22 protein-coding genes are annotated in these 24257 nt (G+C 64.8%); 16 read left to right on the forward strand and 6 right to left on the reverse strand.

Going from position 1 to position 24257, the window contains the following annotated elements; translation table 11 throughout:
- Nucleotides 1-3 precede the first annotated feature (3 nt).
- Genes QXZ85_RS04580 through QXZ85_RS04590 form a run of 3 tightly spaced genes read left to right on the forward strand, consistent with a single transcriptional unit; the run spans nucleotide 4 to nucleotide 2257 of the window.
- Nucleotides 4-765, forward strand: coding sequence for an MBL fold metallo-hydrolase (locus QXZ85_RS04580; protein WP_315700918.1), 762 nt, complete (start codon nucleotides 4-6; stop codon nucleotides 763-765).
- A gap of 2 nt (nucleotides 766-767) precedes the next feature.
- Nucleotides 768-1619 (forward strand): OmpA family protein, encoded by an 852-nt coding sequence (locus QXZ85_RS04585; protein ID WP_315700919.1) that lies wholly within the window; start codon nucleotides 768-770, stop codon nucleotides 1617-1619.
- Nucleotides 1616-2257 carry a hypothetical protein gene (locus QXZ85_RS04590; RefSeq protein WP_315700920.1) on the forward strand — a complete coding sequence of 214 codons (642 nt, stop codon included), beginning with the start codon at nucleotides 1616-1618 and terminating at the stop codon, nucleotides 2255-2257. The genes QXZ85_RS04585 and QXZ85_RS04590 overlap by 4 nt, the downstream gene beginning before the upstream one ends.
- Before the next feature lie 125 nt (nucleotides 2258-2382).
- Here the strand turns inward: QXZ85_RS04590 and QXZ85_RS04595 are convergent, their stop codons facing one another.
- Nucleotides 2383-2556 carry a DUF1328 domain-containing protein gene (locus QXZ85_RS04595; protein ID WP_315700921.1) on the reverse strand — a complete coding sequence of 58 codons (174 nt, stop codon included), beginning with the start codon at nucleotides 2554-2556 and terminating at the stop codon, nucleotides 2383-2385.
- A gap of 291 nt (nucleotides 2557-2847) precedes the next feature.
- On the opposite strand from QXZ85_RS04595, the gene QXZ85_RS04600 reads away from it, so the two are divergent.
- The 6 genes from QXZ85_RS04600 to QXZ85_RS04625 all read left to right on the forward strand — a co-directional run bounded on the left by QXZ85_RS04600 (nucleotide 2848) and on the right by QXZ85_RS04625 (nucleotide 9354).
- Complete coding sequence (locus QXZ85_RS04600; protein WP_315762736.1) at nucleotides 2848-5454, forward strand: ATP-dependent helicase; 2607 nt, start codon at nucleotides 2848-2850, stop codon at nucleotides 5452-5454.
- Between the two features lie 94 nt (nucleotides 5455-5548).
- A complete protein-coding gene (locus tag QXZ85_RS04605) occupies nucleotides 5549-5962 on the forward strand; it encodes a hypothetical protein (protein ID WP_315700923.1) in 414 nt (137 codons plus the stop codon).
- The gene (locus tag QXZ85_RS04610; RefSeq protein WP_315762738.1) at nucleotides 5962-6669 is read left to right on the forward strand and encodes an OmpA family protein; all 708 of its coding nucleotides are present in this window, start codon (nucleotides 5962-5964) and stop codon (nucleotides 6667-6669) included. Before QXZ85_RS04605 ends, QXZ85_RS04610 begins: the two co-directional genes overlap by 1 nt.
- A gap of 441 nt (nucleotides 6670-7110) precedes the next feature.
- Nucleotides 7111-7662, forward strand: a complete 552-nt coding sequence (locus QXZ85_RS04615) for a DUF962 domain-containing protein (protein WP_315700925.1) — start codon at nucleotides 7111-7113, stop codon at nucleotides 7660-7662.
- Entirely contained in the window at nucleotides 7663-8688 is a 1026-nt protein-coding gene (locus tag QXZ85_RS04620) for an NAD-dependent epimerase/dehydratase family protein (protein WP_315700926.1), read from the forward strand.
- 42 nt (nucleotides 8689-8730) lie between these two features.
- Nucleotides 8731-9354, forward strand: coding sequence for an isoprenylcysteine carboxylmethyltransferase family protein (locus QXZ85_RS04625; protein ID WP_315700927.1), 624 nt, complete (start codon nucleotides 8731-8733; stop codon nucleotides 9352-9354).
- Here QXZ85_RS04625 and QXZ85_RS04630 read toward each other — a convergent pair.
- Complete coding sequence (locus tag QXZ85_RS04630; protein WP_316173329.1) at nucleotides 9306-10388, reverse strand: LysM peptidoglycan-binding domain-containing protein; 1083 nt, start codon at nucleotides 10386-10388, stop codon at nucleotides 9306-9308. The two genes, QXZ85_RS04625 and QXZ85_RS04630, sit on opposite strands and share 49 nt — an antisense overlap.
- 126 nt (nucleotides 10389-10514) lie before the next feature.
- On the reverse strand, nucleotides 10515-11243 hold the full coding sequence (locus tag QXZ85_RS04635) for a hypothetical protein (RefSeq protein ID WP_315700929.1): 729 nt from the start codon (nucleotides 11241-11243) through the stop codon (nucleotides 10515-10517).
- A gap of 293 nt (nucleotides 11244-11536) precedes the next feature.
- Between QXZ85_RS04635 and QXZ85_RS04640 the strand changes: the two genes are divergently transcribed.
- Nucleotides 11537-12457: an ABC transporter ATP-binding protein gene (locus QXZ85_RS04640; RefSeq protein WP_315767281.1), complete on the forward strand. Its 921-nt coding sequence runs from the start codon at nucleotides 11537-11539 to the stop codon at nucleotides 12455-12457.
- Nucleotides 12454-13215, forward strand: a complete 762-nt coding sequence (locus QXZ85_RS04645; protein ID WP_315700931.1) for an ABC transporter permease — start codon at nucleotides 12454-12456, stop codon at nucleotides 13213-13215. The genes QXZ85_RS04640 and QXZ85_RS04645 overlap by 4 nt, the downstream gene beginning before the upstream one ends.
- Before the next feature lie 17 nt (nucleotides 13216-13232).
- Here QXZ85_RS04645 and QXZ85_RS04650 read toward each other — a convergent pair whose 3' ends face one another.
- On the reverse strand, nucleotides 13233-13583 hold the full coding sequence (locus QXZ85_RS04650) for a hypothetical protein (RefSeq protein ID WP_315700932.1): 351 nt from the start codon (nucleotides 13581-13583) through the stop codon (nucleotides 13233-13235).
- A 276-nt stretch (nucleotides 13584-13859) separates the two neighbouring features.
- Between QXZ85_RS04650 and QXZ85_RS04655 the strand changes: the two genes are divergently transcribed.
- On the forward strand, nucleotides 13860-14639 hold the full coding sequence (locus QXZ85_RS04655; RefSeq protein ID WP_315700933.1) for a L,D-transpeptidase: 780 nt from the start codon (nucleotides 13860-13862) through the stop codon (nucleotides 14637-14639).
- A 123-nt stretch (nucleotides 14640-14762) separates the two neighbouring features.
- Here the strand turns inward: QXZ85_RS04655 and QXZ85_RS04660 are convergent, their stop codons facing one another.
- On the reverse strand, nucleotides 14763-17042 hold the full coding sequence (locus QXZ85_RS04660; RefSeq protein ID WP_316173327.1) for a fused MFS/spermidine synthase: 2280 nt from the start codon (nucleotides 17040-17042) through the stop codon (nucleotides 14763-14765).
- A 213-nt stretch (nucleotides 17043-17255) separates the two neighbouring features.
- Between QXZ85_RS04660 and QXZ85_RS04665 the strand changes: the two genes are divergently transcribed.
- The gene (locus tag QXZ85_RS04665) at nucleotides 17256-18863 is read left to right on the forward strand and encodes an NAD(P)/FAD-dependent oxidoreductase (RefSeq protein ID WP_315700935.1); all 1608 of its coding nucleotides are present in this window, start codon (nucleotides 17256-17258) and stop codon (nucleotides 18861-18863) included.
- A gap of 176 nt (nucleotides 18864-19039) precedes the next feature.
- Here QXZ85_RS04665 and QXZ85_RS04670 read toward each other — a convergent pair whose 3' ends face one another.
- Nucleotides 19040-19204 carry a Flp family type IVb pilin gene (locus tag QXZ85_RS04670; protein WP_315700936.1) on the reverse strand — a complete coding sequence of 55 codons (165 nt, stop codon included), beginning with the start codon at nucleotides 19202-19204 and terminating at the stop codon, nucleotides 19040-19042.
- Nucleotides 19205-19512: 308 nt separating this feature from the next.
- Between QXZ85_RS04670 and QXZ85_RS04675 the strand changes: the two genes are divergently transcribed.
- From QXZ85_RS04675 to QXZ85_RS04685, 3 genes are all read left to right on the forward strand, one after another.
- Nucleotides 19513-20427 (forward strand): 50S ribosomal protein L11 methyltransferase, encoded by a 915-nt coding sequence (locus QXZ85_RS04675; protein WP_315700937.1) that lies wholly within the window; start codon nucleotides 19513-19515, stop codon nucleotides 20425-20427.
- 432 nt (nucleotides 20428-20859) lie between these two features.
- Nucleotides 20860-22683, forward strand: coding sequence for an aminopeptidase P family protein (locus tag QXZ85_RS04680; RefSeq protein ID WP_316173325.1), 1824 nt, complete (start codon nucleotides 20860-20862; stop codon nucleotides 22681-22683).
- 243 nt (nucleotides 22684-22926) lie between these two features.
- Nucleotides 22927-24207 (forward strand): multidrug effflux MFS transporter, encoded by a 1281-nt coding sequence (locus tag QXZ85_RS04685; RefSeq protein ID WP_315700939.1) that lies wholly within the window; start codon nucleotides 22927-22929, stop codon nucleotides 24205-24207.
- The last annotated feature ends 50 nt before the right edge of the window (nucleotides 24208-24257 follow it).

Raw genomic sequence — 24257 nt, forward strand, 5'->3', positions numbered from 1 at the left:
TTCATGCCCAATACCGTCCTGTACGACGACGGCGTTCACAAGAACATCCTGCTGGAAGACTTCGCCGCGGGCGATCTCGCGGTGCAGACCAACCAGCATCTGATCATTCACGACGGGGTCGGCATGATTCTCGATCCCGGCGGCCACAAGGTCTACGCCAAGGTGTTGTCGGAGACTTTCAGCCAGCTTTCCGGCGGCAAGTTGAAATATCTGTTCCTGTCGCACCAGGACCCGGACATCGTCGCGGCGATCAACGGCTGGCTGATGACCACCGATGCCGACGCCTATATCTCCTCGATCTGGACCCGGTTCGTTTCGCATTTCTGCTTCGACCACATGGTCCTCGACCGGATGAAGCCGATCCCGGACGAGGGCATGGTGTTCGATCTCGCCGGCAGCAAGCTGTATGCGCTGCCCGCGCATTTCCTGCACAGCGAAGGCAACTTCCAGCTCTACGATCCGATCTCGAAGATCCTCTACTCCGGCGACCTCGGCGCCTCCTTGGGAACGGACTACAGGGTGGTCCGCGATTTCCAGGCGCATGTGCAGTACATGGAAGGATTCCATCGGCGCTTCATCGCGTCCAACAAGGTGATGAAGGCCTGGGCAGACATGGTCCGGCCGCTCGATATCGAGATCATCGCCCCGCAGCACGGCGCGCTGTTCCCCACCGCAGCGATGAGCCGGCAGTTCATCGACTGGTGTGCGCAGCTCGAATGCGGCATCGACCTGATCACGCCGAAATTCAAGATTCCTGTTGGCTGAAGATGCTGGCTCCGCCTTCCATTGCCGGCCCGCCACCACCTGAAAGGCTGACCCAGCGCGTGCCGTTTCCCCGGCACGACGCCGGCGGCATCGATCCGTGTGCGGTCGCCGGCGAGGACGCCCCCGCCTGGCTCGCAATCGCCTTTGCGATCGCCGGCACGATGATCGCGATGGCGTCGGCAGAGCTCTCGCTGCAGAGCTTCAGCGCGCAGCTCCGCACAGCCACCGTGGCAACAGTGCCGGCCGAGCCGCCGCGGCCGCGGGTCAATCCGCCGGCTGAACGCCAGCCGGTCGCGCAGCAGGACATTCGACCTCCGGAGCCGCCTCGGCCGCCGCAACCGGCGGAAGCGCGTCCCGCACCTGCGACGGTGGCCGCTCAGGTTGCGCCAGAAACGCCTCCAGCGCCGGTTGTCGTGCCGGAGGCAAAGACGACGCTCAGTGTGACCGAGCCGCCTGCCCCGAAGCCGACGCCGACGGAATGTTTCCAGCCGCTGACGATCGCCTTCGATCGCAACAGTAGCCGGCCGGACCCGAGCGACATGCGGCGATCGCTGGAGGTGCTGCACCGCTGGCTGCCGCGGCATGGTGAGGCGACGGTGCTGATCGAAGGCCATTCCGACACGACCGGCACCGAGGACTACAATCTGCTGCTCAGCTATGCCCGTGCCAAGGCGATCGCGGGCGAGCTCAAGCGCGTCGGAGTTCCGGCCAAACAGATCGCGGTTCGTGCCGCCGGAGCGGGCGAAGCCCCGAGCGGCCGCGGCACGGGCTCTGCAAGCGAGCGCAGCGCCATCCTGCGCATGGCCGGGGTTGAGGAGTGCGGCCGACCTGAGGCGGCAGCGAAAAAACCATGACGATCTTTGCCATCGCGAGCGGCCTCGGCGCCGCCATTCTATTACTGAGCGCGGGCTATCTGTTCGGCGCCCGCAAGGGTGCAACGGCGCGCGACCTTCTGCGCCGGCAGGTGCAGCTTCAGGCCGCCAGCCTCGACCAGCTGCGCGAGCAGAGCCGGCAGAAGGTGACGGAGCAGGATGCAAATCTGCGAAATACGATCCAGGACGTGCTGGCCCCGCTGGTCGAACGTGAGCGCATCTCGCTAGACTTGGCGCAGCTTGCGAGCGAAGCCGGCGAGCGTCGCGAGCTGGTGCCGCTGCTCGACAAGATCGCCGAGGTCGGACGTTTCGAGACGGTCCTGCTGACCAATGAGGAGGGATTGCCGCTCGCGGCCAATTCCGCCGCACGTCACCAGGAGCGGCTCGCGGCCGCGGCGACACGGATGGCGCTGGTGGCGGAGAAGATCGCAGAGGCGCATGGCGCCGCGCCGCTCTCGGTCATGCTGCGCGATTCCTCCGATGCCACGACGCTGTGCCGGATTTTCCGCGTGCAGGACCAGAAGCTGACGCTGACCGCCCTGTCAAACGATTCGCGGCTCGCCTCGGTGGCGCTCGATCCGGCGGTGACGAAGATCGAGCTGGCACTCATGCCCGCCTGAAGTTCGGCAGGAGCGCTTGCGCGCAGCGCGAGCGAACGGGACCACGTCATCAACTCAAAGAGCGCAGCACCTCCGCCGAGGCACTGCGCCCTTGACGCGACCTCACTGTCAGGGATGAGGCCGGACTACACGCGGCTGCGTCCGCGGGCCACGCCGACCACGGCGGACACCAGGAACAGCACGACGGCGATGAAGAAGATGATCTTGGCGATCTCGATCGACGCTCCGGCGACGCCGCCAAAGCCGAGAATGCCAGCGATCAATGCGATAACCAGGAAGGTGACAACCCAGCCTAACATGACGCGACCTCTGTCTCTCGAAGCTGTCTTTCCAATTGTGGCCGGAGCGCTCCGACGCTGTGGCGTTGCCAGGACAATCCGCCCCTGGAACAATGGTTCCGGGCCCGGAAACGGCTAAAAATTCGCCGGTCACTGGAACGAATCGGCGGTAGCAGGCGCAATCCCCGCATCGGCGGGCGCATTTAGGTCTGTAAAACGGGGACAGGCGGCCCCATATGGCCATCAATCCCTGCTATGAGGCTCCCCTTTGACGCTCCGCGGTGCCATCGTGGAGATGAGATTGATTCGCTGATGACCGAGCCGAATAAGCTGAGCCATTTTCCCGCGCCCGACCACCAGCCGCTCGCCGGCGGCATCGCGGCGCGCGCCCGTGCGGCTGCAACCGGCGGCCCGCGCTATCTCGCAGGGCTCAATCCGGAGCAGCGCGAGGCGGTGGAGACGCTGGACGGGCCGGTGCTGGTGCTCGCCGGAGCGGGCACCGGAAAGACGCGCGTCCTCACCACGCGCATCGCGCATATCCTGAGTCAGGGCCGGGCGCGTCCGAGCGAAATCCTCTCCGTGACCTTCACCAACAAGGCGGCGCGCGAGATGAAGGCGCGCCTTGCTGACATGCTCGGCCAGGCGGTCGAAGGCATGCCCTGGCTCGGCACCTTCCACTCGATCGCCGGCCGCATCCTGCGCAGCCATGCGGAACTGGTGCAGCTGAAATCCAATTTCACCGTGCTCGATGTCGATGACCAGATCCGGCTGTTGAAGCAGCTGTTGCAGGCCGAGAACATCGACGACAAGCGCTGGCCCGCGCGCATGCTGGCCGGCCTGATCGACGGCTGGAAGAACCGCGGCCTGATGCCGTCGCAGGTGCCCTCCGGCGAGGCCGCCGTGTTCGGCAACGGCAAGGGCGGCAAGCTGTATGCGAGCTATCAGGAGCGGCTGAAGATCCTCAACGCCGCCGATTTCGGCGATCTGCTGCTCGAGAACATCCGGCTGTTTCGCGAGAACCCGGACGTGCTGCGGCAGTATCAGACCCGCTTCAAGTTCATCCTGGTCGACGAATATCAGGACACCAACGTCGCGCAATATCTCTGGCTGCGGCTGCTGGCGCAGGCGCCGAGTCAGTCACGCGCAGTCACCCCATCCTCCGTCATTCCGGGGCGGCTCGAAGAGCCGAGCCCGGAATCTCGAACTGATGGGGACTCATCTCGAGATTCCGGGTTCGCACCTGGCGGCGCGCCCCGGAATGACGATGCCGCGCAGTCTCCCACGCCCCCCAAGAACATCTGCTGCGTCGGCGACGACGATCAGTCGATCTATGGCTGGCGTGGCGCCGAGGTCGACAACATCCTGCGCTTCGATCACGATTTCCCCGGTGCGAAGGTCATTCGGCTGGAGCGCAACTATCGCTCGACCGGCCATATCCTCGCCGCCGCTTCGCATCTGATCACCCATAATGAAGGCCGGCTCGGCAAGACCCTGCGCACCGAAGATGCCGAGGGCGAGAAGGTGACGGTCACCGGCGCCTGGGACTCCGAAGAGGAGGCCCGCGCGATCGGCGAGGAGATCGAGGATCTGCAGCGCAAGGGCGAGCATCTCAACGAGATCGCCATCCTGGTCCGCGCCTCCTATCAAATGCGCGAGTTCGAAGACCGCTTCGTCACCCTCGGCCTGCCCTATCGGGTGATCGGCGGCCCGCGCTTCTACGAACGTGCCGAAATCCGCGACGCGTTGGCTTACCTGCGCGTGATCAATTCGCCCGCCGACGACCTCGCCTTCGAACGCATCGTCAACGTGCCGAAGCGCGGGCTCGGCGATGCCACCGTGCAGATGCTGCACGACCATGCGCGCAAGCGCCGCATCCCGCTGTTCGAGGCAGCGCGCGCCGTGGTCGAGACCGACGAGCTGAAGCCGAAAGCGCGCGGAAGCTTACGTGGGCTCCTCCTGCAGTTCGACCGCTGGCGCAAGCAGAGCGAGGTCACGCCGCACACCCAGCTCGCCGAGATCGTGCTCGACGAGAGCGGCTATACCGAGATGTGGCAGAAGGACCGTTCGGCCGATGCCGCAGGGCGGCTCGACAACTTGAAAGAACTCGTCCGCTCGATGGAGGAGTTCGAGAACCTGCACGGCTTCCTCGAGCACATCTCGCTGGTGATGGACCGCGAGGGAGCTGCCGACGAAGAAGCAGTGTCGCTGATGACGCTGCATTCGGCCAAGGGGCTGGAATTCGAGAACGTCTTCCTGCCGGGCTGGGAGGAAGGGCTGTTTCCGAGCCAGCGCACGCTCGACGAACAGGGCCGCGCCGGCCTGGAAGAGGAGCGCCGCCTCGCCCATGTCGGACTGACGCGCGCCCGCCGCCGCGCCAAGATCTATTTCGCCACCAACCGCCGCATCCACGGCACCTGGACCACGACCATCCCCTCGCGCTTCCTCGACGAACTGCCGGCGGCGAGCGTCGAGATCACCGAATCGAAGGGCGGCTCAGGCTGGGGCGGCGCCGGCGGCTACGGGCCGTCGCGCTTCGACAATGTCGAGGCGTTCGGCTCGACCTATGCGACGCCGGGCTGGCAGCGCGCCCAGGCCCGCAATCGCGGCCCAAGCGGACGCGGCCCGGGTCAGGCGCAAAGTCAGGAGCGCGGCGGCTTCGAGGAAAGCCAGTCCCCCTTCGGCGGCCACGATCCGTTCGGCAGCGGCTTCTCCCGCAACCGGCGCGGTCCGCTGACGATTGAGGGCGAACTGGTGGCGAAATCCACCGGCACGACCTCGGAATTTGCCCTCGACGACCGCGTCTTCCACCAGAAATTCGGCTATGGCCATGTGGTGAAGATCGACGGCAACAAGCTGACCATCGCCTTCGACAAGGCTGGCGAGAAGAAGGTCGTCGACAGTTTCGTGCAGCGGGCGTGACGAGGCACATTGTGCTGCGTCCTGCCGCATGGACGCACAACTTCGCCCTTGTTGGGCCTTGACCGTGGCGGCCGCCATCGTATGAGATGCGGCCATGGTCCGGGGAGGCATCATTCCACTCATCGCAGCACTCGTCGTGCCGTCGCTTGCGGCGGCCGAGACGATGAGCTTTGGCGATGCAGCCGCAATGATCGCGGCGAACTGCGCGGCCGACATCACCACCAATTGCCGAGGCGTCAACCTCGATGCCTCGCGTCTGAAGGAGTGCCTGTCGCGCAACCGCGACGTCCTCTCTGCCCAATGCAGCGCGACCTATCCGAGCGCCTTCGACGCCATTCAAAAGCGGATCGGCGCACGGGTGGCCGTCGCCAATGCCTGCCAACGCGAAATCGTCAAGCTGTGCGGGGGCTCGACCAAGGAAACCAGCAAGTCTGTTCCCTGTCTGGTGACCAGCAACGGCGTCAACGCCCGCTGTCAGCAGGCCATCGGGGACGCGGGGTATCGCTGATGCGTCAGACCGCGAAAGCTGCGTTCGGCGCGGTCGTGATCCTGCTGCTGATCTGCGCGGCGTGGAGCCTGCCTGCACGTGCGCAGGAGACGACGCGCGACGCCATCATCGGCCAGCTCGATCATCTGGACGCGGCCCCGACACTGGACCTGCCCGCCCTCAAGCAGCAGACCCAGGACCGCTCGAAATCGCGCGGCCGCAACGAGCCGCCGCCACAAAAGCGGCCGCCGATCGCGCCTGAATTGATGAACCTGCCGACGTTCAATGTGGATATCGCCTTCGACGTCGACACGCCGATCGTGAAGCCGGAATCCTACCAGACCGTGGGGCGCATTGCGGACGCGATGGTGCATTCCTCGCTGCTGCCCTACAACTTCCTGATCGTCGGCCACGTCGAGGCGAACGGCAAGCGCGAGGCCAACGTGATCTTGAGCCAGCGCCGGGCAGACGCCATTCGCGACATCCTCGTCAACACCTTCAAGATTTCCGCCAAGCGACTGCAATCGATCGGGCTCGGCGAGGAGCAGTTGCTCGATCCGACGCGTCCGACCGCGCCGGTCAACCAGCAGATCCAGATCATCACGATCGCCAAGGCTGAAGAAAACACAGCGCCGGCGGTCCCTGCCGAGCCCAAGAATGATGCGAAGGGCGGCACCAAGGCTGGAAAGAGCGCCAAGACTGACGGGCTGCGAAGCCATCGCAGATAATTCGCGACGCGCTCTTGAAGCTGGCACACGGACTGCGCGACGATTTCTGTGCGATGCGAGAATTGAAACGCAGTTGAAACAAGACCATCGGTAAAATGCCGTGTTCATGTCGCGGTGGACCCGGGTTTCCCGCCCGCAGCAGGAGTCCGACTCCCGAATCCGCAGCTTCAAAATCGTACTGAAATCAGGGATTTGCTACCACCTCTGCGTTGGCCGGAGCATGCACTGGAGCCGGGACTCGGCATGTCCTTCAGCCTCAGACATGCCGCACCGGACCTGGAACCCGCATTCGCCGGTCTGCACCAGAGGCCAGCGCGACAAAATAGCCGGTTGAGGAGCGGCGATTCGCGGTTTGTCGATGTTGCCTCTTGATGGTATAGGCCCATCTTTGCGGCCGTCGATTGCGCGGCATCGATGTCATCATTGACGAGCGAGTCCGACATGAACGCCTTGTTCCGACGCCAGATGATCGATTACGTCGAGTACCACCGAGATCCCCGCAACGCCCTGATGCATGTCTGCGGCATCCTTCTCCTGTTCACGGGTGCCGTCCTGCCACTCAGCCTGTGGCATTTCGATGTGTTGGGCTTGAGAATCAGCCTCGGCGCCGTGCTGGCGCTGCCGGTTTTCGCCTACTGGCTCCTGCTCGATGCTGCGCTCGGCGCCGGCATTCTCGCCTTCGCGGTCCTGCTCCTTGCTGTGGCCATGATGATTGCGGATCACGTCCACGGAACGGCCCTATGGATCCTGTTTGCCGGACTTGTGATCCTTGGTTTCGTGTCCCAGACGGTCGGTCACAAGGTCTTCGAGCGGAACAATCCTTCGCTGCTGGACCACCCGGCCCATCTGTTTCTCGGACCGATGTTTGTGATGGCGAAATTGTACATGGCGTTTGGTTTCCGACCTTCCGTGGCAGACCTCATCGCGCCCACCTGGTCAGCGGATCAGAGCGCATCGGACCGGCTTCAAGGCGATCAGCACTCACATTCCTAAATGAAAGTCCTCGTCACCGGCGGTAGCGGCTTCATCGGACACCACCTCGTCTCCGCCCTCGTCGCGCGGAACGTGGACGTGCGCGTGCTCGATATCCGTTGCCCCACGCATATGACCGCCGAAGTCCAGTATCTCGAGGGCTCGGTGCTCGATGCGGCCGCCGTGCGCGAGGCCGTCAACGGCGTCGATCAGGTTTACCACCTCGCCGGCCTGCCCGGGATGTGGATGCCCGATCGCGAGGATTTCCACCGCGTCAACTGTATCGGCACGGAAACCGTGCTGGCGGCCGCGCGCAATGCCAATGTGCGGCGGTTCCTGCACTGCTCGACCGAATCGATCCTGTTCGACTATCCGGGCACGCAGGGCGCCGCGACCGCCCTGACCGCGCCGCCCGCCGCGGCCATGCCGGGCGCCTATACGCGCTCCAAGGCGCTCGCCGAACAGCGCGCGATGCAGGCCGCAGCCGAGGGATTCCCGGTCGTGATCGGCACGCCGACCATGCCGATCGGACCGCATGACAGCAACCTGACCCCGCCCTCGCAGATGCTGCGCCATTTCCTCGACAGCCGGGTCCAGCTCTATCTCGACTTCATCGTCAATCTGGTCGATGTCCGCGACGTCGCCGCAGGCCTGATCCTGGCGATGGAACGCGGCAGGATCGGCGGCCGCTACGTGTTCGGCGGCGAAAGCCTGCGGCTCAGCCGGATTCTCGACCTGGTCGCGGCGATCAGCGGTCGCAAGCATCTGGCGATCCCGGTGCCGGGCAAGCTCGCCGAAGTCTCCGCATGGCTGCTGGAATTCATCTCCGATCAGGTGACGCGGCGCGCCCCCTCCGGCACCGCCGAAGGCGTACGGATCGCGCTTTATGCCTCGGACCTGTCGATCGACCGCGCCCGGCGGGAACTCGGCTATACGCCCCGCCCGATCGAACCAACCTTGCGGGAGACCATCGCCTTCCTGCTCGCCGCCGAACAAGGCAGCGGACTCGAGGTCAAACAACACCCTTTTCGTACGGCGGCCGAATAGGTAAGAGCGGCCGCATCTAAATCGAAATAACGGTTTCAGGACATGTCCGGCGAGTTCAGCCACGTCATTACGTTCGCGTTCAGCGGGTGGACCACCACTTGGCCGACCTCCCTGCTTGCCACCATCTGGCTGATCTGGCTGGCGAGCTGGGTCGGTGCCTCGTTCTGGTCGGGCCAGACCCGTAAGCATGTCGCCACGCTGCATGCGAGCCGCTACCACATCCTGATCGTGGCCGGCGGCATCCTGTTCACGCCGTGGACGTCGCGCGTGCTCGGCGAGAAGCCGATCTGGAACCCCGGCACGACGGGCGTCTACCTGCTGACAATCGTCACCTTGGCAGGGATCGCCTTCACCTGGTGGGCGCGGATCCATCTCGGCCGCTTCTGGTCGAACGCGATCACCCACAAGGAAGGCCATAAGGTCATCGATACCGGGCCTTACGGCATGGTGCGCCACCCGATCTATACCGGGCTCATCCTCGGCATGCTGGCGACGGGTATCGCGGTCGGCACGATCTCCGCGATCCTGGGGGCGATCCTGATCTCGCTCGGCATGAGCCTGAAGGCCAAGATGGAAGAGGTCTTCCTCTCCGCCGAGCTCGGCCCGGATTACACGGCCTATCGCCGCCGGGTGCCGATGATCATCCCATTCTTGCCGGCCGGCTGAGCCGGAGCGGGCGCCGCGTCGGCGCCCTGCTGGCCCTGCAGCGCACTGATTGGGGTCGGCAAAAGATGCCGCGGGATCACGATGCGCTCGCCCGGAACCAGCGGCGTGCCGCCCGCTCCGGGATTGGCCTGCTGCACTGCCCACAGCGGCAGACCATAATTCGTCGCAATCTGCTCCAACGTGTCGCCCGGCCGTACCGTCAGCGGAGTGCCGCTATCCCATAGCTCCACCGACACGCTGGGTGGCACCAGGTAGCGCAGCGGCACGGGATCGGGGTCCGCCGTCGCCGAGATCTGATTGAGCTGGCTGATCATGTTGACCAGCTGCGCGTGGACATCATTCATCTTGTCGATGTTGATATGCGTGACCTCGTCATGATCCTTCATGTCGTAGCTCGCATAATGGCCGTGATAGCCCGACTGCCGCTTCACATCGCCGCCACCCAGCACATTGTCCGACAGGAAAATGTTGAAGAAGCGCTCCACGTTGGGCGGCACGTCCTTGGTCGCATGCGCGGGATCGATCGTCACCACCAGGCTGACCGGAATATGCTCCTCCTGCAGTGCGATCGCGATCCGCACGCTGCACAGGCCGCCCATCGAGTGGCCGATCAGGACGATCGGGGCGGGCTCGGCACGGTAGCTCTTGGCGACCTGAAGAGCGATGAAATCGCACAGCGTGAATTCGTAGACGCTGGCCCAGAAGCCGGCCTTTTCGATCTTTTCGGCCAGACGATCCATGCCGGTGGAGAAGATCGGCCCCAGGGCGCCGCGAAACAGATAGACCTTCGGCGGGAATTGCGGGGCCGCCGGCGCGGTGTCGGCGGGGACGACGGCCGCAGGTGCCGCCGCAACGGCCGCGCGTGCGGCCGGCTTGCCGCCGGTCGCCACGGGAGAGGCCGGACCGGCGAGGCATGCCGTCGGCGTGAGCGCTGCGACATCGGCGAGCAGCAATGCCCCGACCAGCCAAATGGCCGCCTTGCAGGCGCGAAGCTTCACGGAATTCTTGGAAGTTGGTCGTCCCAGACCGATCATGGGCGCCGTCCTGCAACATTAAACGCAGGGCGAATGGTATCGCCTTGCGCCGCCGCTTGTCGCCCTGGAATCAGCACAATTTGAGGCGCGCCCGGGCCCCAGGCCCGAACGGAACAGCCCAATACCTCAGTTGCGGGCGCCGACCGCGCTCGCCGCGCGCTGCGGACGACCGACGGTCGTGGGCTGGGGCCGCCCACCCTTGCCGCTGAACACCACCGAATCGATCGCCCCGATCACCTTCTGCTGCATGATCAGATTCTTATCGATCGTGATGTGGCCGACGCCAGGCACCGCTTCGACGTCGACATTTTCCAGCTTGCCACGGAAACCATCGTCACGGCGGACCGGCTCGCCGGCACCATTGGCGATGTAGAAGTTGATGTACCGCTCGGCATTGCCCGCGGCCAGCTTGGTCTTGAATACCGAATCTAGCCCGATCGCCAGCTTCACCGGCACGCCGAGCTGGCCAAGCTTGGCGATCATGTCCGGCAGCGCCGTGGCACCTGAGGAGTGCCCGACCAGGATGACCGTCTTGATCCGGCCGGAACGGTAACCCGCCGCCGCCTCGTCGGCCAGCGAGGACCAGGACACGAAATTGGCGACGGTCACGGGGATGCCCTGGGATTCCAGCTTGGCGGCGATGTCGTCGAGCCCGAGCGAAAAGATGTTGAGCACGCCGCGCAGCAGATAGACGTGGGTCGTGCTGGCCGGATTCACGGGCGCCGTCGGCGCAGCCCGCGCCGAGACGCCGCCGAGCGGCAGCAGCAACAGCAACGCAAGCGCACCCGCGCTCAACCAGCGGACAACCGGAACAATCCCAGCACCCGTTCCCATGGTGCGGCTTCGTAGCGTCATCGATGGCCTCCGCGGCGAATAAGGCGAATAAAATGTCGCGACGGCGCGACCGTAGTCCCGCAACGCTCGCAGACGCAACACGGACGAACCTGCCAAGCCATGTTACCGCCGAATCGTGTCGCACTTGCAACACATCATCGCTTTCAGCCTTTAAAAAACCCCGAAAGCGACCGAATTGCGCGGCGGCTCGCGATTGCGTGCGACCCGCTGCCTTCCTATCTGTCGCCTGCCCTTCGGCAGTTGCCCGACCGCCGCCCGTTTGCCTGCCGTCCCTCCCAATCCAGCCCCATCTTATGGCCCCTGTCATTTCCGTTTCAGGTCTGACGAAGACCTACGCATCCGGCTTCACCGCGCTGAAGAAGATCGATCTCGAGATCCAGCGCGGCGAAATCTTTGCGCTGCTCGGCCCCAACGGGGCGGGCAAGACCACGCTGATCAGCATCATCTGCGGCATCGCCAATCCGAGCGCCGGCAAGGTCACGGTCGGCGGCCACGATATCATCAGCGATTATCGGGCCGCCCGTTCGCAGATCGGGCTGGTGCCGCAGGAGTTGCACACCGATTCGTTCGAGAGCGTGTGGGGAACCGTCAGCTTCAGCCGCGGCCTGTTCGGCAAGCCAAAGGATCCGGCACTGATCGAGAAGATCCTGAAGGACCTCTCGCTGTGGGACAAGAAGGACTCCAAGATCATCACGCTGTCGGGCGGGATGAAGCGGCGCGTGATGATCGCCAAGGCGCTCGCGCACGAGCCGCAGGTGCTGTTCCTGGACGAACCGACCGCAGGCGTCGACGTCGAGCTGCGCAAGGGCATGTGGGACGTGGTGCGCGAACTCCGCGCCAACGGCGTCACCATCATCCTGACCACGCATTACATCGAGGAAGCCGAGGAGATGGCGGACCGCGTCGGCGTCATCAACAAAGGCGAGATCATCTTGGTCGAGGACAAGGCCGATCTGATGCAGAAGCTCGGCCAGAAGCGCCTGACGCTGTATCTGCAGCACAAGATCGATGCCGTGCCGGACGCTTTGACCGCCTACCAGCTCGCGCTGTCCGACGACGGCTGGCGCCTGAGCTATGACTACGATGCCAAGGGCGAGCGCACCGGCATCACCAGCCTGCTCGGCGATCTCAGGACCGCCGGCATCCGTTTCGTCGATCTCGAGACCGAGCAATCGTCGCTCGAGGACATTTTCGTCAGTTTGGTGCGGCAATGAATTTCCGGGCAATCGGCGCGATCTACAAGTTCGAGATGGCGCGCACCTGGCGCACGCTCCTGCAGAGCATCGTCTCGCCGGTGGTATCCACCTCGCTCTATTTCGTGGTGTTCGGGGCTGCGATCGGCTCGCGCATCAGCCATGTCGAAGGCGTGAGCTATGGCACCTTCATCGTGCCAGGGCTGGTGATGCTGTCGGTGCTGACGCAGAGCATCGCCAATGCCTCGTTCGGGATCTACTTCCCGAAATTCATCGGCACGATCTATGAGATCCTCTCCGCGCCGATCTCCCATTTCGAGATCGTGCTCGGCTATGTCGGCGCGGCCGCCACCAAATCGATCATTCTCGGCCTGATCATCCTGGCGACCGCCGCCCTGTTCGTACCGCTGCAGATTCATCATCCGGTGTGGATGCTGATCTTCCTGGTGCTGACCGCCGTCACCTTCAGCCTGTTCGGCTTCATTATCGGCATCTGGGCGGATGGCTTCGAGAAGCTGCAGATGATCCCGATGCTGGTGGTGACGCCGCTGACCTTCCTCGGCGGCAGCTTCTACTCCGTCAACATGCTGCCGCCGACCTGGCGCTCGATCGCCCTGCTCAATCCGGTGGTCTATCTGATCTCCGGCTTCCGCTGGAGCTTCTACGAGATCGCCGACGTCAACGTCGTCGTCAGCATCGTCATGACGCTGACCTTCCTCGCCATCTGCATGGCGCTGGTGTGGTGGATCTTCAAGACCGGTTACCGGCTCAAGCGCTGAGCCGCGACAGCCCGATCTCAGCGATAGCAGTGGAAGCGGCCATAACGGTCGCGATAACCGCGGCAGCGGTAGTGCCGGTGGTAATAGGAGCGGTGTGGGACGCCGAACACGCCCTCGACCGCACCAACCGCCCCGCCTACACCGGCGCCGACCGCGCCGCCGACGACGCCGCCCACCGGGCCGCCGATCCGATTGCCTTCATAGGAGCCCTCCCGCGCACCGCCCACGATGCCCTGGGCATGGGCGAGGGGTGGCAACGACAGCCACGCAGCTGCAAGGGCGGCAAGAGCGAGCGCCGCGAGGGCACCCGTCAGACGTTGCGGCGAGCGGTCGCGGACCGTCGCCGTCCTGGCTCTGTCTTTTTGCATTGTCATCCTGCTTCGGAAGGTGGACGGGGAAGGATCAATATAACGCAGATCCGGCCAAATGGTTGCAGGCATATGACGGCCGCAGTGCTGCTGAACGCCGACTCGCGAAAATGTCACTCGCGCCGCCGCGCCCACGACTTGCTTGCGCCGGGCGGGCCATTAAGGATGAGAGGGTCCTCAGGCTGGAACAAATATGCAATTTCCGACATATTGCAGGCCGAGGGACACGAGCTCGGTGGGGACTAGAACTGCAAAGGCCCGGAGGCCAGAGGTCACATGCGTACCACCCTTTTTGCGCTTGCCGGATTGATTCTGCTGACCGGCACGCCTGCGTTGGCAAAGGTCGACATCACCGTCGATAAGAACAACCAGATGATGACGGTCGCGGTCGACGGCGTGGAGCGCTATCACTGGCCGGTCTCGACCGGCATTCCCTCGCGCGAAACGCCGAGCGGCACCTTCCGCGCCTTCCGCATGGAAGAGGACCACTACTCCAAGGAATTCGACGACGCGCCGATGCCGCACTCGATCTTCTTCACCAAGATCGGGCACGCGATCCATGGCACGGATTCGGAAGGCCGCCTCGGCACGCCTGCTTCGCATGGCTGCGTGCGACTGTCGAAGGCCAATGCCACCACGCTCTACGATCTCGTCCAAAGGGACGGCGTCCTCAACACCACCGTGACCTTGACCGGCTCCGCTGCGGTGGCGCTGGCGCGCAATCCGCACCGAGGCACTGCGCTGGCGCGCCGCGACACGCAACAATATGAGGACGCCGGCCAGCCGGTGGTGCTGACGCCGCAGCCGCAATTGCTTCCAGGTCGCCAGATCGTGCCGCAGCAGCGGCCCGACGACGGCTACATCTACCCGGCCGACGGCAGCGACCACGGTGCGCGCTATCCCGCGCCGCGTGGGGTAACCCGTCGGGTCTACGATGCGCAGGCTTATCCGCAGCCGCAGCCCCAGTATTACGGCAACAACGCTCCGGCTTATCAGCAGCCCCAGCGTTATTATCAGCCGCGGGACTACTACTACGGCGGCACATATCGGGACTGAGCTGGTCCTGACATCGACACATGAAAGGCGGCCCTAGAGCCCGCCGTTCATGTTTTTTAGCCCACTAAAAAGAAGGTTCGATCGGCGAAGGAGCGGAAACGCGACGACGCCGACGCTCCGCGGCTAGTCGCCATCCCTGAGCCGGCGGTAGACCGCGCCGAGAATGTTCGAATAGTCGTCAGTCCACACCCGCTCGCCCTCGGTCGGCTCGGTCTCGGTCCACTTGTCCGACGAGGCGAGCTTGCCCACATCGGCCTCCTCCCGCGCCGACACCACGACATCGGTGGGGAAGATGTATTCGTCGTCGCGGCCGGAATCCTCGTCATAGACCCAGCTCTTCAGATCGTTGGCATCGGCAATGCCGACGACGACGCTTTCGAGTTCGAGGTGGCGGTTCGACACGTGCATGACGACAGCGCCCTGCGGCGCGAGCTTCGCCTTGTAGATCGCCATTGCCTCTTCGGTCGCAAGGTGAATCGGGATCGCATCCGATGAATAGGCGTCCACGATGATGAGGTCATAGATGCCGTCCGGTTCCTTGGCGAAGGTCAGCCTGGCATCGCCGATCACCGGCTTGAAGTCGGGCGCGCAATTCCTGACATAGCTGAAATATTTCGGGTCGCTCGCCGTATCCACCATGGTCTGGTCGATCTCGAAGAATTTCCAGCTCTCGCCGGGCTCGGCCGCGCAAGTCAGCGTGCCGGCGCCAACCCCAATGACGGCAACCCTGAGCGGCGCACCCTTGCGTTCACGAATGGCGGTGATGGCGCGGCCGATGCCACCGTCCTTGTGATAGTAGGTGATCGGCTCGGGGCGTCCGGCGACCGGCGAGCCGTCGTCGTTCTGATATTTCTGCGCGCCGTGAATGGTCGTGCCGTGCATCAGCACGTGATATTGGCCGTTCGCCGTGACCACGATCTTGTGCACACCGAAGAAGCTGCGGACAGTCTCGATCCGCCCGTCATCCGCCGGATAAAGCCGGATCAGCACCAGCGCAGCGACCACGGTCGCAAAGATCTTCCAGCGGTCGGCATTGAGCAAAATCGCGAGCAGCGCCGCCAGCACCCCGACCGATCCCACCACCCAAACGCGATGCTCCTCCAGATAGCCCGTGACCTTGCTCGTCATCTCCGCCGGCACCATCAGCGCCAGTGCAAGCACCGCCAACACCAGCCAGTACCAGCGGGTCACGAGCGGGAGTCGCTCGCCCTTCTCCGCCGGCCGGCATAGCGCCGCGAGCGCGAGCAGGATCGGGTATTCGGCGACCCAGGAGAATGTGAACGGCGCGATGAGCCCGGCGAACAGACCGCCGACCATGCCGCCGAACGACAGCGCCACATAGAAGCCGGTCAGATATTTCGCCGCGGGGCGCGTGCGTGCCAGCTCGCCATGACAGGCCATCGCGATCAGGAAGAAGCAGAGCTGATGACCGCCGAGCGTCAGCAACAGGTTCTGCTCGCCGCCGACCGCCAGCAGCACGACGACGCCGGCGATCGCCAGCGGCTGCAGCGCCAGCATCCATTTGTGCGGCAGCAGCGGGCGCGACTGGAACACCAGCACCCAGGTCAGCAGATAGAGCGACAGCGGCAGCACCCAGAGCAGCGGCGCCGCCGCGACGTCGGTCGAGATATGCGCGGTGACCGCAATCAGAAGGCCTGAGGGTACCGCGGCCAGGAAGATCCAGCGCCCGCGCAACAGCCAGCTCGGCGGCGGCAGATCGCTCCCCTCCGCCTCCAGCTGGACGGCGGTCTGCACCGGCGCGCGCAACAGCAAGGCCCCGCACGCGGCAATCAGCACGATCAGCACGCCATAGCCGGCCGTCCAGATCAGGTTCTGCGTGCGCAAGGTGAAGATCGGCTCGATCACGAACGGATAGGACAACAGCGCCAGGAAGCTGCCGATGTTAGACGACGCGTAGAGAAAATAGGGGTCGGGCGCGGCCGGATGGCCTGTTCGCACGAACCAGGCTTGCAACAGCGGGTTGTTGGCCGCCAGCGCGAAGAACGGCAATCCGATCGAGACCACGAACAGCCCGAGCAGCCACAGCGCGTAGCCCGAGGTCGGCGGATCGCCCCAGCTGCTTGCGATCGACAGCGGCAGGGTCAGGATCGCCACCATGAGCAGCACGAGATGCACGACCACCGGCACCACCCGGCTGCGAAGCTGCATCAGGAAATGCGCATAGGCATAGCCGGCGAGCAGCAGCGCCTGGAAGAACACCAGGGCGACCGACCACACCGCAGGCGAGCCGCCGAGCCGCGGCAACACCATCTTGGTGAACAGCGGCTGCACCGAGAATAACAGCAGCGCGCTGACGAAGATCGCGGCGGTATAGACCACCAGGATCAGGCTATTCCGCGCGGCAGAGGGCTGATGGGCGACGGACGACGCGACTGAGGTCATGGAAACTCCGGCGGTGATCCGGCCAAGGTCGGTGCGGATGGCCCGTCCGCAACGTCCCGGCAACACATAGCGGATGGAAGGCCAGTAAGGCGACAGCGCCGGCAGCACACTTTCGCTTGACGGCATGCCGCAGCGGCGCGAGAGCACGGTCCCGGACAACCGGTTCCGGTCGCCGTAACCGTGCTTCTTTAATCAGGGCTTTTTGAAGCGGACATGAACGAAACCGACGTCGTCGTCATCGGGGCCGGCCATAACGGCCTGACCTGCGCCGCCTATCTCGCGATGGCGGGCTTGCGGGTGCATGTCGTGGAGCGGCGCAAGGTTGTCGGCGGGGCCGCCGTGACCGAGGAATTTCACCCGGGCTTTCGCAATTCGGTCGCCGCCTACACGGTAAGCCTGCTCAATCCGCGCGTCATCGCCGATCTCAAGCTGCACGAGCGGGGGCTCAAGATCGTCGAGCGGCGGGCGCAGAATTTCCTCCCCGCCCCCGATGGCCGCTATCTGTTGACGGGAGAGGGCCGCACGCTCGCCTCGGTTGCCAAGTTGAGCGCGCATGATGCTGAGGCGATCGGCTCGTTTTCGTACAGGCTCGAGGCGATCGCGGACGTCCTGCGCGCCTTCGTGCTGCGCGCTCCGCCGAACCTGGTGGAAGGCCTTGGCCTCGCCGCCATGCGCGAGACCGTCAATGCGCTGACTACGGCCAACGCGCTGCGCGCGCTGACGCTGGAGCAGCAGCGCGACCTGCTCGATCTCTTCACCCGCTCGGCGGGCGAGATGCTCGACGAGGTCTTCGAGAATGACCTGGTAAAGGCGCTGTTCGGCTTCGACGCCATCGTCGGCAATTACGCAAGCCCGTACGCGGCAGGCTCGGCCTATGTCATGCTGCATCATGCCTTTGGCGAAGTGAACGGCAAGAAGGGCGCATGGGGCCACGCGATCGGCGGCATGGGCGCGATCACGCAAGCCATGGCGCGTGCGTTGCGCGACCTTGGCGCGCTGATCGAACTCGATACCGGCGTGCGCGAAGTCATCGTCGAGCGCGACCGTGCCGTGGGCGTGGTGCTGGAGGATGGCAGGACCATCCGCGCCAAATATGTCGTCGCGAATGTGAACCCCAAGCTGCTCTACACGCAGCTGGTCCCCGCCGATGCGCTGCCCGACGACTTCCTTGCGCGCATCAAGCACTGGCGCAACGGATCCGGCACCTTCCGCATGAATCTGGCGCTGAGCCGCCTGCCCTCTTTCACAGTGCTCCCCGGCGATGGCGACCACCTTTCGGCCGGCATCATCCTCGCTCCGAGCCTCGCCTATATGGACCGGGCCTATCGCGATGCGCGCGAGCATGGCTGGAGCCGCGAGCCGGTGGTCGAGATGCTGATCCCCTCCACGCTCGACGACAGCCTGGCGCCGACCGGCCAGCACGTGGCGAGCCTGTTCTGCCAGCATGTCGCCCCGGAGCTGCCGGAGGGCCGTTCCTGGGATGATCATCGCGACGAGGTTGCCGATCTCATGATCGCGACCGTCGACCGCTACGCGCCCGGCTTCGCCTCGACCGTGCTCGGGCGCCAGATTCTCTCGCCGCTCGATCTGGAACGGCAGTTCGGGCTGCTCGGCGGCGACATCTTCCACGGCGCGCTCAGCCTCAACCAGCTGTTCTCGGCCCGGCCCATGCTTGGCCATGCCGATTACCGCTCTCCGCTCAAGGGGCTCTATCACTGCGGCTCCGGCAGCCACCCTGGCGGCGGCGTAACCGGTGCGCCCGGCCACAACGCCGCGCAGGCCATCCTGGCCGACCATCGGGCGCTGTTCGCCTGGGGGTAAGTGGCTAATAGCTCGTGAACGAGGCTGTGGATGAGCGTTGGACAAGTCTGGGGATAGGTCGTGGAAAAGGCCTGCTTCTGCGGTGGACAGGTTCGCCCCGCGATCCCGCTTGCGCGCGGTGACAAACAAAAAGGCCGAGCGCAAGCGCCCGGCCCAAGCATTCCGCGCCGAAAAGATTATTTCAGCGACGTGTTGATCGAGTCGAACTTGCTGCCCAGCGACGTGCCGAGCCCATTGACGGCCGCGATGATCGCGAGCGAGATGCCAGCCGCGATCAGGCCATATTCGATAGCAGTGGCACCGGATTCGTTGCGCAAAAACTTAAAAATCATTGATTTCATGCTCACCTTACTCCCCCTGTCGTTGGATCAGAGCTGGTCGGGATCGTGATGGAACAATACCCGCAGGAAGCTAAAATCGCTTAAACGGGGATCATCCAACTTTCCCGAACATTCCACGCAATTTCCCGGTGATTTCCGACCATGCCGAGCGGCCCGCGCTCCGCCGTCGTGAGCCGTGCGGGAAATTGGCGGGTGCTCCAGGATTCCGAAGTTCGCAACCGAAGCCACTCCGTATGCGGCTTCCGATCCCGCTTGCTTTGGTGCCCAAAACGCTTCACCACGGCGGCCAATTGCCTGCGGATCCCGTGATGCCCCTATCTCCCACCCCAGCCACTTATCGCGCCAGCTTCACCTTGCCCGACGAGAGTGCGGGCCGTCGTGCCGTCGACGTCCTGACCGAGATATTCTTCGAAAGCGATGCCGCCGTGGCCTCTTTCGAGCGGCCGGACGGACACTGGGATGTCGCGGTGCATTTCGCCGAAGAGCCGGATCGCGAGCTGGTTCGCGAGCTCATCGCGGCAGCGGCTGGCCAGCACATTGCCCAAACCGTCGCTTTCGACGTGGTGGAGGCCAAGGATTGGGTCAAGGCCAGCCTCGACGATCTGGTGCCGGTGCCTGCTGGCCGCTTCATCGTCCATGGCAGCCATGACCGCGCCCGGGTACCGCCGAACAAGCTCGGGATCGAGATCGAGGCGGCGCTCGCCTTCGGTACCGGCCATCACGGCACGACCCGCGGTTGCCTGCTGCTGCTCGATCATCTGTTGAAGTCGTATCAGCCCCGCCGTGTGCTCGACCTTGGCACCGGGACTGGCGTGCTCGCGATCGCCGCGGCCAAGGCGCGCCGCCAAGCCATCCTGGCCAGCGATATCGACCCGGCCTCGGTTGCGGTCGCCCGTGACAATGCCCGGATCAACGGTGTGGCACCGCTGGTGCAGGTCATCGGCGCCACGGGCTTCTCCGCACCCGACTTCGGCCGCCGGGGCCCTTTCGACCTGGTGATGGCGAACATCCTCGCCAACCCGCTGCGGCAGCTGGCAGGTCCGATGCGGCGCCACCTGGCGCCCTCCGCCCACGTCATCCTATCCGGCCTGTTGACCCCGCAGGCGCGCGGGGTGGTCGCAGCCTATCGCGCACGCGGACTGGTGCCGGTGCGCGAATGGCGTATCGAAGGCTGGAGCAGCTTGCTGCTGCGATATGTCGGGGAAACGCCTGATCGGGGATGAGCCGGAGCCGGCCGGCGCGGCGACTACTTCGAGATCGGACGAGTGGAAGATTCATCTCTTGCTGGCTGATCGCGTCTGACGCGTGGCGCCACCAAACGATTGACCAGCTGAACCAGCGTGCTGCGTTGCTTCTCGGCGGGCGCTTCTACCGGTCCTCCCGGTGCGGGAGTCGATAACTTCTCGAAGGTAAAGGCAGGCATCGTGCGTCCCCTCGCCGCTGAGTTGAGGCACTCCTTGAAGGCGCTACAGCGTGGTCATTCGACCTTCGTCGCAACGTCTTTATGTTTCCCCGCAGCATCTCTTTCGGATGACTAGCGTAAGACAGCAAATCGTTTTGCACAGGCGAATGCAAGGAGATTCTTCATGCGCTGCACACGACGGGTGGGGAAGGTTGATTGCGGATGCGCGTGCGCGACCGTAGACTGACGGACGATGTTCGAAGCTCACTTCCAGACATTCGAGGACCCCGAAGCCGGGGTCGCTCTCACCGCACGCCTGTCCGCGCTGCGCGAGGAACTCGCCAAGCGCAAGCTGACGGGCTTCATCGTTCCGCGCGCCGACCAGCAGCAGAACGAATATGTTCCGGGCTCCGAGGAGCGGCTGGCTTGGCTAACCGGCTTCACCGGATCGGCAGGTGCGGCAGTCGTGCTGCCACATAAGGCGGCGGTTTTCGTCGACGGCCGCTACACCTTGCAGGCCGCCAAGCAGGTCGACGGCAAGGCGTGGACCGTCGAACCGCTGATCGAGCCACCGCTGGAGACCTGGCTTTCCGCCCATTTGCAGCCGGGCGACCGGTTCGGCTTCGACCCCTGGCTGCACACAAGCGCTGCGGCAGAACGGCTGGCGGCGGCCTGCGCCAAGGCCGGAGCCGAACTGGTCGCGGTCGACAGCAATCCGGTCGATACGATCTGGACCGAGCGGCCGCAGCCGCCGTTGGCGCCGGTCGCGATCCATGCAGCGGAATTTTCCGGCGAGAGCGAGGCCGGCAAGCTCGCGCGGATCCGCCAGGAGATCGACAAGCTCGGCGTCGAGGCGCTGGTGCTCTCGGACGCGCACAACGTCGCCTGGGCCCTCAACATCCGTGGCGCCGACGTAGCGCATACGCCGCTGCCGTTGTCCTATGCGCTGGTGCCGAAGACCGGCCGGCCGACGATCTTCATCGACCACCGCAAACTCTCCAACCTCACCCGCGACCATCTCGAACAGTCCGCCGATGTCGTCGAGCCCGATGCCCTGGGGCCGAGCCTGACCAAGCTCGCCCAATCCGGTGCCACGATTGCGCTGGACAGCGCGACCGCGGCCGACGCGCTCACCCGGCTGATCCAGACCGCCGGCGGCAAGCCGGTGCGAGGTCCCGATCCCGTCAGCCTGCTCAAGGCCGCCAAGAACGCGACCGAGATCGAGGGAACAAGGCGCGCTCACCGTCGCGATGCGATCGCGCTGGCCCGCTTCCTGGCCTGGATCGACCGCGAGGCCCCCAAGGGCAGCCTGACCGAGATCGACGCAGTGGAAGCGCTGGAGACGTTTCGCCGCGACACCGGTGCGCTCAAGGACGTCTCGTTTCCGACCATCGCCGGCACCGGTCCGAACGGCGCGATCGTGCATTACCGCGTCACCCGCAAGACCAACCGGCGCATCATGCCCGGCGATCTGCTGCTGATCGATTCCGGCGCGCAATATCAGGACGGCACCACCGACGTCACCCGCACCATCGCGATCGGCATCCCGACCGACGAAATGCGCGACCGCTTCACCCGCGTGCTGCGCGGGCATCTCGCGATCGCCCGCGCGATCTTTCCCGATGGCGCCACCGGCGCGCAGCTCGACAGTCTGGCGCGGCAGTTCCTCTGGCAGGCCGGGCTCGATTTCGAGCACGGCACCGGCCATGGGGTCGGCAGCTATCTCTCGGTGCATGAGGGGCCGGCGCGGATCTCCAAGCTCGGCACGACCGCGCTGAAGCGCAGCATGATCCTCTCCAACGAGCCCGGATACTACAAGACCGACGGCTTCGGCATCCGGATCGAGAATCTGGAGCTGGTCGTCGCAAAGGACATTGCCGGAGCCGAGAAGCCGATGAACGGCTTCGAGGCGCTGACGCTCGCGCCGATCGATCGGCGCCTGATCGACACCGCGATGTTGAGCGAGGACGAGCGCGCCTGGCTCGATGCGTATCATGCGCGGGTCAGAAACGCCGTCCGCGACGCGTTGGACGAGGCCGATCAGCGCTGGATCGATGCGGTCACCGCGGCGCTGTAGCCGCAAGGGATGTCCTTTCGGGACGCGCATCAGCACGCCCTCATTCCGGGACGAGGCCAAAGGTCTCGAACCCGGAATGATGAGGTTGTAGCTGCCGTGTTTTGCATCACCGCCTGCAACATCCTTGCGCGTGCGATGATAACAGTCCCGCTGGCGGCATAGGCGTATGCCGAAACAGCCATTTCGGCGAAGTGGCAGCTCGCTACAGTCGGCCGCGTTCGCAACGACCTGAGCGCCACCGCAATGCACGGAATGATCAGCAAGCCGGCCGAGGCTGCGGCGCAAGCCGGCGTGGCGAATTCGCGCCTGCTGCTGGTCCTGTTGGTCGTGATGACCGGGCTCGCGCCGATCTCGCTTTATCTGCTGGTTCCGGCGCTGCCAATGCTGGCCACCACCTTCGGCCGCGACGCCTCCGTGGTGCAGATGACCGTATCCTGCTACATGGTCGGTATCGCGCTATCACAGCTGCTGTTAGGACCGCTGTCGGACCGCTACGGCCGCCGCCCGGTGATGTTGGCCGGCCTTGCGCTGTCGATCGTCGCAAGCCTCGGCTGCATCCTCGCGCAAACCCTGCCGCAACTGATCGTCGCCCGCTTCCTGCAGGCCCTGGGCGGAGCGAGCGGCATGGTGATCAGCCGCGCCATCATCCGCGACCTCTATCCGCGCGAGCGCATCGGCGCCATGATCAGCCTGGTCGTCGCGGTCATGATGATCGCGCAGATGCTCTCGCCGCTGACCGGCGGCCTGATCGAGACGGCGCTAGGCTGGCACGCCATCTTCTACGTCGTGGCGGCGCTGTCGGTCGCGATCGCGGTCGCGGTGACGCTGGCGCTGCCGGAAACCCGGCGGACCCGCACCGAAGGAGCCAGCTTCCGCGGCGACGTTGTCGTGCTGCTCAAGAGCCGCGCTTTCGTCGGCTATATGCTGTGCCAAGTGCTGGCATCGCAGATCATCTTCACCTTCGCCGGCGGCGGCCCCTACATCGTCGAGATCCAGATGGGACGCTCGAGCGCCGAATATGGCGCCTGGTTTGCGACCACCGGCTTTGCGTATTTCGTCGGCAACCTGTTCTGCGTCCGCTTCTCGCCGCGACATTCGCTCGACAGGCTGATCTGGTTCGGACTAGCGCTACAGCTTGCGGGCAGCTCCTTGAATGTGTGCTGGAGCCTGCTCGGCCTCAATCAGGTCCCCGTCATGCTGTTCGGCACCCAGATGCTGGTGATGTTTGCGAATGCGATGGTCATGGCCAACTCGGCGGCGGGCGCGATCAGCGTGCGCCCGAGCGCGGCCGGCACCGCATCGGGCGCCATGGGGTTTCTGCAGATGGGAATCGGCGCCTTGGTGTCGCAGTTTGGCGCCTATCTCGGCGGACATTTCACCACGACCCGACCGCTGACATCCGCCATCCTTGCGATGTCGTTCGCCTGCGCCGGCAGCATGATCTTCCTGGTGCCGCGCGGCAACGCGACCGTGAGCGAGGAGATGATCAAGGAAGCAGAAGAGGATGAGGCCGGCGTGATGTGAGGGCGCTTCGTCATCCGAGCGAAGCTGCACGCCCGAGCACAAGGTCGTCA

Origin of the sequence: Bradyrhizobium sp. SZCCHNGR1005, assembly GCF_032489995.1 — a bacterium.
In the GTDB taxonomy this organism is placed as follows: Bacteria; Pseudomonadota; Alphaproteobacteria; order Rhizobiales; family Xanthobacteraceae; genus Bradyrhizobium.